The organism is Polynucleobacter sp. AP-Capit-er-40B-B4 (assembly GCF_018882245.1).
In the GTDB taxonomy this organism is placed as follows: Bacteria; Pseudomonadota; Gammaproteobacteria; order Burkholderiales; family Burkholderiaceae; genus Polynucleobacter.
The window spans coordinates 17299-31975 of the sequence record NZ_JACVOV010000001.1 but is presented as its reverse complement, the minus strand read 5'-3'; the positions used below and the strand labels follow the sequence as shown (position 1 = coordinate 31975).

The following is a 14677-nucleotide window of genomic DNA, read 5'->3' as shown; positions in this document are numbered from 1 at the left end:
TTATTAAATCTTAGATCGCGCTATGCAATTTTCTGAATCTTGGCTCCGTCAGTATGTAAACCCATCGCTTGATAGTGATGCGCTTGGTCATGCAATGACTATGGCGGGTTTAGAGGTTGAAGAGCAACATTCAGTAGCGCCAGCATTTACTAAGATTGTGATTGCACAAATTTTGTCTGCTGAGCAACATCCCGATGCAGACCGTTTGCGTGTTTGCAAAGTGGATGCAGGCACCGGCCAAGAGTTGCAAATCGTTTGCGGTGCACCTAATGCGCGCGCTGGTATTAAGATTCCTTGCGCCATGGTTGGTGCTGAATTGCCTCCAGCAGAAGCGGGCGGCAAGCCTTTTCTTATCAAAGTAGGCAAACTACGTGGCGTAGAAAGCCAAGGTATGTTGTGCTCTGGTCGCGAAATCGGATTGGGCGATGATCATGAAGGCATCTTAGAATTGCCTGCTGATGCGCCAGTCGGAAAAGATATTCGTGAATATCTTAATCTCGATGATCAAATCTACGTCATTAAGCTAACTCCAAATAAAGCTGATTGCCTCTCATTAATGGGTATGGCAAGAGAAGTCTCAGCAATCACTGGTGCTGCACTCTGTGCGCCAAAATGGACTCCGCCTGCAGTAACAATCGAAGACAAGCGTAAAGTCACAGTAGAGAACAAAGAACTTTGCGGACGCTTTGCTGGTCGAGTAATCCGTGGCGTAAACCCACAAGCCAAAACGCCTGAATGGATCGTGCAGCGTTTAACGCGCGCAGGTCAAAGAAGTATTTCGGCATTGGTGGATCTTTCTAACTATGTGATGTTGGAAATGGGGCAACCCACCCACGTATTTGATATTGATAAATTGAACGGCAATATCAATGTTCGCTGGGCCAAAGCAGGTGAAACACTGGAGCTTCTCAACGGTCAAACGGTGACCTTGCAAGGCCCGGACTCTGCAGGCAAGATGCAAGAAGCAGGTGTTGTTGCTGATCAGAATGGTCCAGTAGCACTTGCAGGCATCATGGGTGGAAATCACTGCGCTGTAACGGATGACACTAAGAATATCTATGTTGAAGCTGCTTATTGGTTACCTTCAGCTATTCAGGGCCGTGCACGTCGCTTTAATTTCAGCACTGATGCAGCGCATCGATTTGAGCGTGGCGTAGATCCGCAAAACACGGTTAATTGCTTAGAGTATCTCAGCGCTCTAATCATTGAGGTTTGTGGAGGTCAAGCCGGCCCTATAGATGATCAGGTATTAAATGTGCCTGAGCGCAAGCCAGTCAAAATGCGTTTGGCCAGAGCGGAAAAAGTCATCGGTATTCCGCTAACAAGTGAAGTAGTGGCTGATGTATTTAAGCGTCTCGGTTTTGAATTCAAGCAGGAGGGTGATGCTTTTGTTGTTACACCTCCAAGCTATCGCTTTGATATCGAAATCGAAGAAGATTTAATTGAAGAAGTTGCACGCATGTACGGCTTTGAAAACATTCCAGATCAACCACCAGTAGCCTCATTGAAGATGAGCGCTAAAGCAGAAGCGAAACGTGGCATTCATTTGCTGCGCCAGCGCTTTGCTTTGCAAGGCTACCAAGAGGCAGTGAACTTTGGTTTTACTGATCTTGAAAGTGAGCAGCGTTTAGCGGGAGCTAAAGAGCAAGACCTCATTAAAGTACTTAATCCGATCGCTAATCAATATGGTGTGATGCGTAGCAATCTGTGGGGTGGCTTGCTTGGCAATCTTAAAGCTAATTTGAACCGCGGAGCAGGGCGTGTTCGCCTGTTTGAGACTGGTCGCGTATTTAAGCGTGACTCTAATGTGCAAGAAGAAGCTGGCAAAGTAGCCGGTTTTCATCAACCGCAAAAAATCGGCGGCTTAGCTTATGGTTCATTCATACCTGAGCAGTGGGCTAATGCAACGCGTGCAGTTGATTTCTTTGATGTCAAAGGTGATCTTGAGCGCGTCTTAGATCCACTACATTTCATTACTGAAGCTGCACAACAGCCTGCATTACATCCAGGTCGTTCAGCTCAAGTGATTTTGAAGTCAGGCAAAAACAATGTTGCCATTGGTTGGATTGGTGAATTACACCCAGGCTTGCAACAAGCCTACGAACTTCCCCAGGCGCCAGTTTTGTTTGAATTGGATTTAGAGCCGATTCGCGAACTTGGATTACCTGTACCTGAAGAATTAAGTAAATTCCCTGCTGTCCAACGAGATTTAGCGTTGGTAGTGAAACAAGGTGTTTCTGCTCAATCATTGCTGGATGTCATGGCTGCGTGCAAACAGAATTTTGTTCGCAATATTGAGCTCTTTGATGAGTTCAAGCCAAAGGCGGGTTCGAGCAGCATGGCTGACGACGAGAAGAGTTTGGCTTTCCGTGTCACCCTGTTAAACCCTAATGAAACACTGCAGGATCCCCAAATTGATGCAGTAATGGCTGCTTTATTGGGTGCCGTTGAGAAAAAGTGCGCAGCCCGTTTGCGCTAGGTTTAGTATTAGATATAAATCAAATAATTAGTTACCAAAGAGACTAGCAATGACCGAATTGATTTCTAACGATACCGTTACTAAAAATGAGCTTTCAGAAGCTCTATTTGATCAGGTTGGATTGAACAAGCGTGAAGCGAAGGACATGATTGATGCTTTCTTTGATCAAATTGGCCAATCACTTGAAACTGGTGTCGAGGTAAAGATTTCAGGTTTTGGTAATTTTCAGTTACGCAATAAATCGGCTCGTCCTGGCCGAAATCCAAAGACAGGTCAAATGATTCCGATTGCTGCTAGACGCGTAGTTACTTTTCACGCTAGTCAAAAGCTTAAAGATGTAGTGGAGTCACATGCTCGAGAAAACCGAGTTTGATGCTGGCTCAGCGCTGCTGAGCTCTCAACTTCCCCCAATACCTGCCAAGCGCTATTTCACCATTGGTGAAGTGGCTGATCTGTGCGGCGTTCGTTCGCATGTTCTGCGTTACTGGGAGCAAGAGTTTTCTCAGTTAAGTCCGCAAAAGCGACGTGGTAACCGTCGCTACTATCAGCATCACGAAGTTGTCCTAATTAGAAAAATCCGCTCACTTCTATATGAAGAGGGTTTTACGATTAGCGGTGCACGCAATCGCTTAGAAGAAGCTCGCGGCGACCTTCGTCTGCGCGAAGAATTGCAAGCAGTTCTGCAGATTCTCTCTAAATAGTTACTGATACAATTTTGTCTTTCGTCGGGGCGTAGCGCAGCCTGGTAGCGTACATGCATGGGGTGCATGTGGTCGGAGGTTCAAATCCTCTCGCCCCGACCATTCAACTTCATCCCATCATTTCAAAATTCATCACATGACAAGCATTGATAAAACCACTGAGTATTTTGGTCTCAAGATCCCTTTTTTAGCGCACTTAGGCGTAGTTCCTGAATATGCAAAAGATGGCAAGTCTCGGATCAGCCTGGAAATTAGGCCTGAATATGAAAATAGTTTTGGCATAGCCCACGGCGGCGTCATTATGACCTTGCTCGATTTTGCGATGGGAGCAGCAGCTAGAAGCACTACCGATGTTCCTCTTGGTGCAATGACGATTGATATGACTGTCAGCTTTTTGCGTCCTAGCATCGGCAAAATTGCCGTTGAGGGCACTATTTTGAAGCCAGGCAAAACTATTAACTATTGTGAGGCGATCGTTTTGAACGAGGCAGGGGAGATAACCGCTAAATCCAGTGGAACCTTTATGCTCAGAAAATCGAGTGCACCTTAATTAAGCATAGTATTTATAATGATTATGTCTTTTATTTAATTTAATTGATATAGCACTAATAAATATAGGCTAATAATCCTAATAATATATATTGTCTGGGGGATTAATTTATATATAATTACTCTCTAATGCAGTTTATATACGCTGCATATAACAACTTATTATTCGGAGAGTGAAAACAATATGCCTTCTTATAAAGAGCTTTTAGCCCAACGTGAGCAGTTGGATAAACAGATTAAAGAAGCAATTGCCCTAGAAAAGGCAGATGGCATTGCCAAGGCGAAGTTAATTATTGAGCAATACAACCTAACTGCTGCTGACTTATTTAGCCGTAAATCGGGCGTTAAGAGTGCTGGCGGCAAGGTTGCCCCTAAATATCGCAATCCTTCTACAGGGGAAACTTGGACTGGTCGCGGCAAGGCGCCTAAGTGGATTGAGGGTAGAGATCGCAGTAGTTATTTAATCTAACTCCTTGTTTTAGATGGGATTTAATACAAAAGGCCGCAAATTGCGGCCTTTTTGTTTGATTCGGTGTCCCCATCTAGCTAAATGCTAGGCGCACTTTCTGGCAAGTGCCTCAACAAATAGAGGTTCCAATAATTCATGCCTGCTTCCATGGGTCCAACTTCCCTCGGATTCTGGATTGGTGGCTGGATAGCCAATAATGAGTGGATTAAGATCGATTAGACCGTTTTCAAGCTCCTTTTTGATGCTTTCACTCAATGGGGGCTTACCACCTGAATTCTCATCTGCAAGAGCTACTACGCCCGGATGTAACTTTATAAAACCTTCATCTACTAGGATAGGTATACGCTGTGTGTCCTTGTTTTTACTTAAATAATGGATTAAATGGACTTGTTCTACCGGCGGAATAAGGGCATCTAAAAAGATCAAATCAGGGGCTATTGATACGGCCTTCATTAGGCCTTCTAGGCTATCTACCGCCATTTCCATATCTACTTTGAGTTGCCAATCGGCAATAGCCTCTATTAATTCTTGTCCATTTTCAGATCTTCTAAATATCCCCATGGCAATACAGTTTTGAGTTGTCTTTTGGCGCATGGCTCTCTTTCTGCGCTGCAACTGCTGATCCAAGGAGCTGGCCAGTATCCGGCGATGACCTCCCCGAGTCTTCCAGGCAATTAATTCACCCAATTCCACCATTTTCTGAACGGTGCCCAAGGAAACTTGTAAAACCTTGGCGCTTTGGCGGGTGCTGAGATATTCCGTTTCTGGGGTAATTGATTTCATATTTCCCTTAATTTCATTTAATTGTTTGAAGATTTAGAGAATAAAAATCAAAATCATTTGAATCTGTCGGCAATCCTTTAAAGAGGGGTAGGAAAGTTCTTATTAATTTGCCTAAATAGGGGGATACCCCCAAAACCCCCAAAATCAGGGAAAGCCCTTTATCTGTCAATGGTCATTCGTGTTAAATTACTGTTGTAGTACCGGTATTTGCACAGATCAATTCGTAAAGCGGTTTAGCCGTAGAGCGGATGGTTTTAACCACAGTTTTTAATCGGGAAACCCGATGAAAGGTGAGCATCATGATGCAGGATCAAAGAGATAATTCCTATCTCTTCGGCGGAAACGCCCCCTACGTAGAGGAACTCTACGAATCCTACTTGCACGATCCAGCTTCTGTAGCTGATCACTGGCGAGATTATTTCGATAACGTGAAACAGGTTCCAGCGGTCGACGGTTCATCTCGAACTGACATTGCACACGGACCGATTGTTGCTTCATTTGCTGAGCGCGCAAAGCAAGGTCCTATCAGAACGATTTCTGATTCGGCTGACTCGGAAATGGGCCGCAAGCGCGTTGCTGTTCAGCAGTTAATTGCCGCGTATCGTAACGTTGGTAATCGCTGGGCAAACTTGGATCCATTAAAGCGGACAGAGCGCCAGGATATTCCTGAGTTAGATCCTGCTTTCTATGGCTTTACTGATGGCGATATGGATATCGTCTTCAATACGAGTAATACATTCTTCGGCAAGAATGAAATGTCCTTGCGCGACTTGCTGCAAGCATTGCGCGAAACATATTGCGGCACTATTGGTGTCGAGTTCATGTTTATCGCCGATCAAAAGATTAAGAAGTGGTGGCAAGAGAAGCTAGAGTCTATTCGCTCAACCCCACAATTTAATGTGGACGAAAAGCGTCAGATTTTGGACCGCGTAACTGCTGCCGAAGGCTTAGAGCGTTACCTCCAAGCTAAGTATGTTGGTCAAAAGCGCTTCTCCTTAGAGGGTGGCGAGAGCTTTATTGCTTGTATGGACGAGTTGATTCGTGATGCAGGTAATAAAGGCGTTCAAGAGATCGTGATTGGCATGGCCCACCGTGGTCGTCTCAATGTATTGGTAAACACCTTGGGCAAAATGCCTAAAGACTTGTTTGCTGAGTTTGAGCACAAAGGCCCTGAAACATTGCCAGCAGGTGATGTGAAGTATCACCAAGGCTTCTCAAGTGATATTTCGACTCCTGGTGGCCCGGTTCATTTGTCATTGGCATTTAATCCATCCCATTTAGAAATCGTTAATCCAGTAGTTGAAGGTTCTGCACGTGCACGCATGGAGCGTCGCGGTGACATGTTGGGTGATCAAGTGATGCCAATCTTGGTTCACGGTGACGCTGCGATTGCAGGTCAGGGTGTAATGCAAGAAACATTGGCGATGTCTGAGGTACGTGGTTACTCAACCGGTGGCACAGTGCACATCGTGATTAACAACCAAATTGGCTTCACAACATCTGATCCACGTGACTTGCGTTCTAGCTTGTATTGCACGGACATCATGAAGATTGTTGATGCCCCTGTATTGCACGTGAACGGCGATGATCCTGAAGCGGTAGTCTTGGCAACCAAGTTGGCTGTTGAGTTCCGCATGAAGTTCCATAAAGATGTGGCGATTGACATCATCTGCTTCCGTAAGCTTGGTCACAATGAACAAGATACGCCTGCAATGACTCAGCCATTGATGTACAAAATCATTGCTGCGCACCCTGGCACACGCAAGCTCTACGCTGACAAGTTAGAGACTCAAGGTGTATTGCCGGCTGGTACTGGTGACCTGATGGTTAAAGAGTATCGCGCTGCAATGGATGAGGGTAAGCAGACATCCGATCCGGTATTGAGCAATTTCAAAGGTAAGTTTGCTGTGGATTGGTCTCCATTCTTGAATAAGAAGTGGACTGATGAAGCTGATACAGCGATTCCATTAACTGAGTGGAAGCGCTTGGCTGAAAAGATTTCTACTATTCCAGAGGGCTTCAAAGCGCACCCATTGGTTGCTAAGGTTTATAACGACCGCGCAGCAATGGGACGTGGCGAGGCAAATATTGACTGGGGTATGGGTGAGCACATGGCTTTCGCATCCTTAGTTGCAAGTGGTTACCCAGTGCGTTTGTCTGGCGAGGACAGTGGACGCGGCACCTTTACTCACCGTCACGCGGTATTGCATGAGCAAAACCGTGAGAAGTGGGATACCGGCACTTACATCGCACTTCAGCATGTCACTAAGGATCAGGCGCCGTTTGTGGTGATTGACTCCATTCTGTCTGAAGAGGCAGTGCTTGGATTCGAGTACGGTTACGCTGCAGCTGAACCAAACACACTCACTATCTGGGAAGCTCAATTCGGTGACTTTGCTAACGGCGCACAGGTTGTTATTGACCAGTTCATCGCCTCTGGCGAAGTGAAGTGGGGTCGTGCTAACGGCTTGGTCATGATGTTGCCGCACGGTTATGAAGGTCAAGGCCCAGAGCATTCCTCTGCACGTCTTGAGCGCTTTATGCAGTTATGCGCTGATACCAATATGCAGGTTATTCAGCCGACTACCGCAGCGCAAATCTTCCACGTATTGCGTCGTCAAATGATTCGTCAGTTCCGCAAGCCGCTGATCTTGATGACACCAAAATCATTACTGCGTAATAAAGAAGCTGCATCACCTTTGTCTGAATTTACTAAAGGTGGCTTCCAAACTGTTATTGGTGAGCGTGATGAGTCTATCGATGCTAAGCAGGTTACCCGTTTGGTAATGTGTTCTGGCAAGGTCTATTACGACTTGGTGAAGCAACGCGCCGAGAAGAAGATTGGTGATGTTGCCATTATTCGCTTGGAGCAGTTGTACCCATTCCCGCACAAAGCAGTGACTACTGAAATGAAGAAGTATCCAAAATTGGAAGATGTGGTGTGGTGTCAAGATGAGCCGCAAAACCAAGGTGCTTGGTTCTTTGTCCAGCACAACATCTTGGAAAATATGTCTGATGGCATGAAGTTGGGCTATGCGGGTCGTCCTGCATCAGCATCACCAGCTTGTGGTTACGCCCATCTCCACCAAGAACAGCAGAAGTCTTTACTGAATGCGGCATTTGCCAAACTCAAAGGTTACGTGATCACGAAATAATCGTCTTCATAACTCAACATACACATATATAAACAGGATTAATCATGGCTATTTTCGAAGTTAAAGTTCCCCAACTCTCAGAGTCAGTTGCTGAAGCAACTTTGTTGCAATGGAAAAAGAAGGTTGGCGACGCTGTTGGTCAAGACGAAATCTTGATCGAAATCGAAACAGATAAAGTGGTTCTCGAAGTTCCAGCTCCATCTGCTGGCGTGCTAACAGAAATCGTTGTTGCTGACGGTGGCACTGTTGTTGCTGAGCAGTTGATTGCGAAGATTGACAGCACTGCTGTTGCAGCCGCAGCTCCTGCTGCTGCCGCACCTGCACCAGCCGCTGCCCCTGCAGCCGCAGCACCAGCCAAAGCAGCCGCTCCTGCCGCTAAAGCTGGCGCAGCCGCAGCTCCTTCAGCTGCAAAAATTCTCGCGGAGAAGGGTGTCGATGCTGGTCAAGTTGCCGGTTCTGGACGTGATGGTCGTATCACTAAAGGTGATGCATTGAATGCTTCTGCAGGTGGCGCTAAGTCTGCAGCATTACCGAGTGCACCAATTCCAATGGGCGATCGTCCAGAAGAGCGCGTTCCAATGAGCCGTTTGCGTGCACGTATTGCTGAGCGCTTGCTTGAGTCTCAAGCAAACAATGCCATCTTGACTACATTCAATGAAGTCAACATGGGTCCAGTGATTGCTTTACGTAACAAATACAAAGACCAGTTTGAGAAGACTCATGGCGTGAAGTTAGGTTTCATGTCTTTCTTCGTGAAGGCGGCAACACACGCTTTGAAGAAATTCCCATTACTTAATGCTTCTGTTGACGGTAATGATATCGTTTACCACGGTTACTTTGATATCGGTATCGCTGTAAGCTCACCACGTGGCTTGGTAGTTCCAATTCTGCGTGACGTTGACCAAATGAATTTGGCTGACATCGAGAAGAAGATTGCTGAGTTCGGCACTAAAGCTCGTGAAGGCAAGTTGTCTATTGAAGAGTTGACTGGCGGCACATTCTCCATCTCTAACGGTGGCGTATTCGGCTCTATGCTTTCTACTCCGATCATCAACCCACCACAATCCGCTATTTTGGGTATCCACGCTACTAAAGACCGTGCTGTTGTTGAAAACGGTCAAGTAGTTGTTCGCCCAATTAACTACCTTGCTTTGTCATACGATCACCGCATCATTGACGGCCGTGAGGCTGTGCTTGGTTTAGTTGCTATGAAGGATGCGTTGGAAGATCCTTCACGTCTTCTTCTTGATTTGTAAGAGGGGAAGATCATGAGCCAAGCTTTTGACGTAGTAGTTATTGGTGGTGGCCCTGGTGGCTACATCGCCGCAATTCGTGCAGCGCAACTCGGTTTCAAGGTTGCCTGTGCTGAATCTAGTTCTTATGATGATCCTAAGGGTGAGTCACGTTTAGGTGGTACATGTTTGAACGTGGGCTGTATTCCTTCTAAGGCCTTGTTGGCGTCTTCAGAGGAGTTCGAGAAGATCAATCATCATGCTGCTGATCACGGAATTAAAGTGGGTGCTGTAAGCATCGACTCTAAGAAGATGATCGCCCGCAAAGATGACATCGTTACCAAGATGACTGGCGGCATTCAGTACTTGTTCCGCAAGAACAAAATCACTTTGTTAAAAGGCCATGCTTCATTTGAAGGTAAGGGCGCTGATGGCTATCAAATCAAAATTGATGGCAAAGACAAAACTACAGTTACCGGCAAGAATGTCATCATTGCAACTGGCTCTAAAGCGCGTCATCTTCCAGGTATCGCTGTAGATAATGTATTGATCTGCGATAACGAAGGTGCTCTTAAGTTTGATTCTGCGCCTAAGAAATTAGGTGTAATTGGTGCTGGCGTTATTGGTTTGGAGTTGGGTTCTGTATGGCGTCGTCTCGGTGCTGAAGTGACCGTGCTTGAAGCAATGCCATCCTTCTTAGGTGCCTGTGATATCAGCATCGCTAAAGAAGCGCAGAAGTTGTTTGCTAAGCAAGGTTTGAGCATTAACACTGGCGTAAAAATTGGCGATGTGAAGGCTGATAAGAAGGGTGTAGTGGTTAATTACACCGATAGCGCTGGTAAAGCCGCTAAGTTGGAATGCGATCGTTTAATTGTTTCAGTGGGTCGCGTACCAAATACCGATAAATTAGGTTTGGACAAGATTGGTCTTAAAGTGGATGAGCGTGGCTTCATTCCTATTGATGACCATACTTGCGCAACTGCAGCGCCTGGCGTATACGCTGTTGGTGACGTAGTGCGTGGACCAATGTTGGCACACAAAGCAGAAGACGAAGGTGTCTTGGTTGCTGAAGTGATTGCTGGTCAAAAACCACATATCGATTACAACTGCATTCCTTGGGTTATCTACACTGATCCTGAGATTGCATGGGTTGGTAAGACAGAACAAGCACTCAAAGAAGCTGGTGTTGCTTATAAAGCAGGTCAGTTCCCATTTGCTGCTAACGGCCGTGCATTAGGCATGGGTCGTGCTGATGGTTTCATCAAAGTGTTAGCTGATGCTAAGACTGATGAGATTCTTGGCGTTCATATTATTGGTGCCAATGCTTCTGACCTCATTGCTGAAGCAGCGGTAGCTATGGAATTCAAAGCAGCAGCAGAAGATATTGCTCGTATCTGTCATGCACATCCAAGTTTGTCTGAAGTGATGCGCGAAGCAGCGTTAGCGACAGACTCACGTGCATTAAATATGTAATTGAAAACCATTGAGTTTTACCAACAAGAGTTAAAAGCGCGCGGGTATCAAAGTGATCCCGCGCAGCTTCGTGCTGTTGAGCGTCTGCAAAAATGCGAAGACGAATGGATTGCCTACAAGGAAATCCGCAGCAATACCTTAAAGAAAAAGATTTTTAAGCCAAACCTCCCTCGTGGTCTTTATCTATGGGGTGGGGTAGGTCGCGGCAAATCCTTTTTAATGGACTGCTTTTATGCAGCATCCCCCTTAGAAAAAAAGATCCGCATTCATTTTCATGAGTTCATGCGTGAAGTGCATCGCGAACTCCATGAGTTATCAGGCTTATCTGATCCTTTGGATGAATTAGCAAAGCGTATTTCTAATCGCTATCGCTTGATTTGCTTTGACGAGTTTCACATCAATGACATCGCCGATGCAATGATTTTGTATCGCTTGCTTAGCGCACTCTTTGCAGATCGCGTACAGTTTGTGATGACGTCCAACTATCGTCCTGACCAGTTATATCCAAATGGCTTGCATCGCGATCGATTGCTTCCTGCCATTAAGTTGCTAGAAGAAAAGCTAGATGTTCTCAACGTTGACGCTGGTAATGATTACCGTCGGGTCCAGATGGCTCAAGTTGAGGCATACCTGACTCCCGTCAATGCTGAAACACAAGCGACCCTAGGTCAAATGTTCCAAACGCTGATTGGCAATCAAAAAGAGACACGCAATCCGGTTTTGAATATTGAGTCCCGTGAATTGCGTCCCCTACATATGGCGGATGGTGTGGTTTGGTTTGATTTCAAAACCTTATGTTGCGGCCCGCGATCGCAAAATGATTACTTGGAAATTGCCAACCAGTTTCATACGGTTATTTTGTCTGGGGTGCCTTATATGCCCCCAAGAATGACCAACGAGGCCCGCCGCTTTATTTGGTTAATTGACGTCCTGTACGACCACAAGATCAAGCTAATCATCTCCGCAGAGGTTCCAGCCCCGGATTTGTATACAGAGGGTCAAATTACCGCTGAATTCTCCAGAACCGTGTCCCGCCTGATCGAGATGCAGTCTCGTGACTACCTGGATGCGCCGCGCCGGGTAATTGATACCAGCTTGACCTAAAATAGGGTCATGAGCAGCTTTTCACCCCTTAATGCCGACTTGCATTGCCATTCAGTGATTTCTGATGGCACTTTGACGCCTGAAGAATTGGCGGAACGCGCAAAAGCCAATGGCGTGCATTTGTGGGCGTTAACCGATCATGACGAATTGGGTGGTCAGAAGCGCGCTCGAGAAGCAGCAAGTGCTCTCAATATGGATTATCTCGGTGGCGTTGAAATATCAGTGACCTGGATGGGTGAGACCATTCATATTGTTGGGCTTGGTATTGACGCGCAGCATATTGGAATTATTGAGGGCTTGCGTCAAACACGTGATGGTCGTGCGAATCGTGCGCAGCTGATGGCCGAACAATTGCTTAAGGTAGGAATTCCTGGTGCGTATGAAGGCGCACTCCATTTTGCTGGGAATCATGAGTTGATTTCCAGAACTCACTTTGCTCGTTTTTTGGTAGAGCAGGGCGTGTGTCGCAATACCGAGCATGTATTTAAAAATTACTTGATTGAAGGCAAGCCGGGATATGTTCCTCATCAGTGGGCTAGCCTAGACAATGCTGTGAACTGGATTAAATCCGCAGGAGGCGTCGCAGTGATTGCTCATCCTGGCCGCTACAGCAGGTTAAATGCTATGCAAATGGACGAACTCTATAAGCACTTTAAGGATCTGGGTGGTCTGGCGATTGAGGTCATTACTGGCAGTCACAGTCCAGATCAATACAAAACCTTTGCAAAGATTGCGCAGCAGTACGGCTTTTTAGCTTCTCGTGGATCGGATTTTCATGATCCAAATGAGAGCCATATTGATCTAGGCAGCTTGCCACATTTACCAGATCATCTCACTCCGGTATGGTCCGCTTTTCACTAATTCCCTAAACTAATTAATCACTAAGAAAAAGAAAAACAGATGTTTGCTGAACGCGTTCTCTCTGGCATGCGCCCAACCGGTAATTTGCACCTAGGTCATTACCACGGTGTTCTAAAGAACTGGGTGCGCTTGCAGTCCGAATACCCTTGTTTCTTTTTCGTGGCTGATTGGCATGCATTAACTACCCACTATGAAACCCCGGATGTCATTGAACAATCTGTGTGGGACATGGTGATTGATTGGTTGGCAACTGGTGTAGATCCAAATCAAGCTACTTTGTTTATTCAAAGCAAAGTGCCTGAGCATGCCGAACTCTTTCTGTTGCTATCCATGGGAACTCCATTGGGCTGGCTCGAGCGCGTTCCGACTTATAAAGATCAGATTGAGAAGCTCAAGGAAAAAGATCTCCAAACCTACGGATTCCTAGGCTACCCTTTATTGCAGGCTGCTGATATTTTGATTTATCGCGCGCAGTTTGTGCCTGTAGGGGAAGACCAAGTGCCTCACGTAGAGATGACTCGTGAAGTGGCTCGTCGCTTTAATTACTTGTATGGCCGTGAACCTGGGTTCGAAGAAAAAGCTTTAGAGGCAGTAAAAAAATTAGGTAGCAAACGCGCCAAGATGTACGCTGAATTGCGAGTTGCTTTTCAGGAGCGCGGTGATGATGAGGCACTTGAGCAAGCTAAGGCTTTATTGCAAGAAGCTCAGAGTTTATCAATGGCGGATCGCGAGAGACTCTTTGGTTTCTTGGAGGGTGCTCGAAAAATCATTCTGCCTGAACCACAAGCATTATTGACAACAGCCTCACGTATGCCTGGTATTGATGGTCAAAAGATGTCGAAGTCTTATGGCAACACCATTAGTATTCGCGAGAATCCAGAGGATGTGATTAAGAAGATCCGCACGATGCCAACCGATCCTGCACGTGTTCGTCGAACTGACGTTGGTGATCCAGCGCGTTGCCCGGTTTGGCAATTGCATACCGTTTACTCTAATGAAGAGACCAAGCAGTGGGTAGACAAGGGATGTAAGTCAGCAGGTATCGGCTGCCTTGAATGTAAGCAGCCCGTTATTGACTCAATCTTGGCGGAACAACAGCCGATGTTTGAGCGTGCTCAGAAGTACTTGGATGACCCTAGCTTGCTGCGATCCATCATTGCTGATGGTTGCGATAAGGCGCGTAAGGTTGCACAAGAAACCATGCGTGAGGTTCGTGAAGCAATGGGCCTGGCTTACGATTGAGAATTCATGTTGCCTAATGCGCATGATGTGATTTCTAATGCATCCCCCTGGGTGAAGCGGTTTTCTCGGCTCATTCCAAAGGGCGGAGTTGTCTTGGATTTGGCGTGTGGATCTGGGCGTCACTCCGAGTGGTTGGCAAACGCTGGTCATCAGGTATTAGCCGTAGACCAAGATATTTCAGTTGTGCAAGCTTTGAATAATTCTCTCATTACCCCAAAATGCTGTGATCTTGAGCAGGCAGAATGGCCTCTCGATCAATGTGACTTCAGCGCCATTGTGGTGACCAATTACCTCTATCGCCCACATTTAGACCGGCTACCCAAAATGCTGCAAGAAGGGGGCGTCTTAATCTACGAAACCTTCGCCCTGGGGAATGGGGAATTTGGCAAGCCATCGAACCCGAATTTCCTGCTAAATCCAGGGGAATTACTGTCATTTGCTGCTTCCCACGGGCTTAAAGTGGTGGCGTATGAGGACATTTATGCGGATCAGCCCAAACCAGCTATGGTTCAGCGCCTATGCGCTGTAAAAGGCGAGTCAAAACAGCGCATTCCGTTACAATTTCAGGGTTAAGACAGCTAAAAATCGGTGCATATTCGGTGACAAATACAGCTCATTCCAAAGGTAGT

The 14677-nt window shown here is 46.3% G+C and carries 13 protein-coding genes and 1 tRNA gene; 13 read left to right on the top strand and 1 reads right to left on the bottom strand.

Going from position 1 to position 14677, the window contains the following annotated elements; all coding sequences use genetic code 11:
- The first annotated feature begins 22 nt into the window (after window positions 1–22).
- From pheT to ICN19_RS00150, 6 genes are all read left to right on the top strand, one after another.
- Entirely contained in the window at window positions 23–2479 is a 2457-nt protein-coding gene (gene pheT, locus ICN19_RS00175; protein WP_216244688.1) for a phenylalanine--tRNA ligase subunit beta, read from the top strand.
- A 49-nt stretch (window positions 2480–2528) separates the two neighbouring features.
- Entirely contained in the window at window positions 2529–2852 is a 324-nt protein-coding gene (locus ICN19_RS00170) for an integration host factor subunit alpha (protein WP_216244687.1), read from the top strand.
- A complete protein-coding gene (locus ICN19_RS00165; RefSeq protein WP_068321516.1) occupies window positions 2830–3180 on the top strand; it encodes a MerR family transcriptional regulator in 351 nt (116 codons plus the stop codon). Before ICN19_RS00170 ends, ICN19_RS00165 begins: the two co-directional genes overlap by 23 nt.
- Window positions 3181–3205: 25 nt before the next feature.
- Window positions 3206–3282, top strand: a tRNA-Pro gene (locus ICN19_RS00160).
- Window positions 3283–3316: 34 nt separating this feature from the next.
- Window positions 3317–3730, top strand: coding sequence for a PaaI family thioesterase (locus ICN19_RS00155; RefSeq protein WP_216244685.1), 414 nt, complete (start codon window positions 3317–3319; stop codon window positions 3728–3730).
- 183 nt (window positions 3731–3913) lie between these two features.
- A complete protein-coding gene (locus ICN19_RS00150) occupies window positions 3914–4198 on the top strand; it encodes an H-NS family nucleoid-associated regulatory protein (RefSeq protein WP_216244683.1) in 285 nt (94 codons plus the stop codon).
- Between the two features lie 84 nt (window positions 4199–4282).
- On the opposite strand, the gene ICN19_RS00145 is transcribed toward ICN19_RS00150, so the two are convergent.
- The gene (locus ICN19_RS00145) at window positions 4283–4981 is read right to left on the bottom strand and encodes an excisionase family DNA-binding protein (RefSeq protein ID WP_216244681.1); all 699 of its coding nucleotides are present in this window, start codon (window positions 4979–4981) and stop codon (window positions 4283–4285) included.
- Window positions 4982–5280: 299 nt separating this feature from the next.
- On the opposite strand from ICN19_RS00145, the gene ICN19_RS00140 reads away from it, so the two are divergent.
- Genes ICN19_RS00140 through ICN19_RS00110 form a run of 7 tightly spaced genes read left to right on the top strand, consistent with a single transcriptional unit; the run spans window position 5281 to window position 14621 of the window.
- Window positions 5281–8136: a 2-oxoglutarate dehydrogenase E1 component gene (locus ICN19_RS00140; protein ID WP_216244679.1), complete on the top strand. Its 2856-nt coding sequence runs from the start codon at window positions 5281–5283 to the stop codon at window positions 8134–8136.
- A gap of 44 nt (window positions 8137–8180) precedes the next feature.
- Window positions 8181–9392 (top strand): 2-oxoglutarate dehydrogenase complex dihydrolipoyllysine-residue succinyltransferase, encoded by a 1212-nt coding sequence (gene odhB / locus ICN19_RS00135; RefSeq protein ID WP_216244677.1) that lies wholly within the window; start codon window positions 8181–8183, stop codon window positions 9390–9392.
- A 12-nt stretch (window positions 9393–9404) separates the two neighbouring features.
- A complete protein-coding gene (gene lpdA / locus ICN19_RS00130) occupies window positions 9405–10841 on the top strand; it encodes a dihydrolipoyl dehydrogenase (protein WP_216244675.1) in 1437 nt (478 codons plus the stop codon).
- Window positions 10842–11945, top strand: coding sequence for a cell division protein ZapE (gene zapE / locus ICN19_RS00125; protein WP_216244673.1), 1104 nt, complete (start codon window positions 10842–10844; stop codon window positions 11943–11945).
- Between the two features lie 9 nt (window positions 11946–11954).
- Window positions 11955–12806 (top strand): 3',5'-nucleoside bisphosphate phosphatase, encoded by an 852-nt coding sequence (locus tag ICN19_RS00120; RefSeq protein ID WP_216244671.1) that lies wholly within the window; start codon window positions 11955–11957, stop codon window positions 12804–12806.
- A gap of 39 nt (window positions 12807–12845) precedes the next feature.
- Complete coding sequence (locus ICN19_RS00115) at window positions 12846–14048, top strand: tryptophan--tRNA ligase (RefSeq protein WP_216244668.1); 1203 nt, start codon at window positions 12846–12848, stop codon at window positions 14046–14048.
- Between the two features lie 6 nt (window positions 14049–14054).
- Entirely contained in the window at window positions 14055–14621 is a 567-nt protein-coding gene (locus ICN19_RS00110) for a bifunctional 2-polyprenyl-6-hydroxyphenol methylase/3-demethylubiquinol 3-O-methyltransferase UbiG (protein WP_216244667.1), read from the top strand.
- The last annotated feature ends 56 nt before the right edge of the window (window positions 14622–14677 follow it).

Excerpts from the sequence above, each read along its gene's own strand:
- pheT (WP_216244688.1), top strand. The coding sequence starts at position 23 with ATGCAATTTTCTGAATCTTGGCTCCGTCAGTATGTAAACCCATCGCTT.
- ICN19_RS00170 (WP_216244687.1), top strand. The coding sequence starts at position 2,529 with ATGACCGAATTGATTTCTAACGATACCGTTACTAAAAATGAGCTTTCA.
- ICN19_RS00165 (WP_068321516.1), top strand. The coding sequence starts at position 2,830 with ATGCTCGAGAAAACCGAGTTTGATGCTGGCTCAGCGCTGCTGAGCTCT.
- ICN19_RS00155 (WP_216244685.1), top strand. The coding sequence starts at position 3,317 with ATGACAAGCATTGATAAAACCACTGAGTATTTTGGTCTCAAGATCCCT.
- ICN19_RS00150 (WP_216244683.1), top strand. The coding sequence starts at position 3,914 with ATGCCTTCTTATAAAGAGCTTTTAGCCCAACGTGAGCAGTTGGATAAA.
- ICN19_RS00145 (WP_216244681.1), bottom strand. The coding sequence starts at position 4,981 with ATGAAATCAATTACCCCAGAAACGGAATATCTCAGCACCCGCCAAAGC.
- ICN19_RS00140 (WP_216244679.1), top strand. The coding sequence starts at position 5,281 with ATGATGCAGGATCAAAGAGATAATTCCTATCTCTTCGGCGGAAACGCC.
- odhB (WP_216244677.1), top strand. The coding sequence starts at position 8,181 with ATGGCTATTTTCGAAGTTAAAGTTCCCCAACTCTCAGAGTCAGTTGCT.
- lpdA (WP_216244675.1), top strand. The coding sequence starts at position 9,405 with ATGAGCCAAGCTTTTGACGTAGTAGTTATTGGTGGTGGCCCTGGTGGC.
- ICN19_RS00120 (WP_216244671.1), top strand. The coding sequence starts at position 11,955 with ATGAGCAGCTTTTCACCCCTTAATGCCGACTTGCATTGCCATTCAGTG.
- ICN19_RS00115 (WP_216244668.1), top strand. The coding sequence starts at position 12,846 with ATGTTTGCTGAACGCGTTCTCTCTGGCATGCGCCCAACCGGTAATTTG.
- ICN19_RS00110 (WP_216244667.1), top strand. The coding sequence starts at position 14,055 with ATGTTGCCTAATGCGCATGATGTGATTTCTAATGCATCCCCCTGGGTG.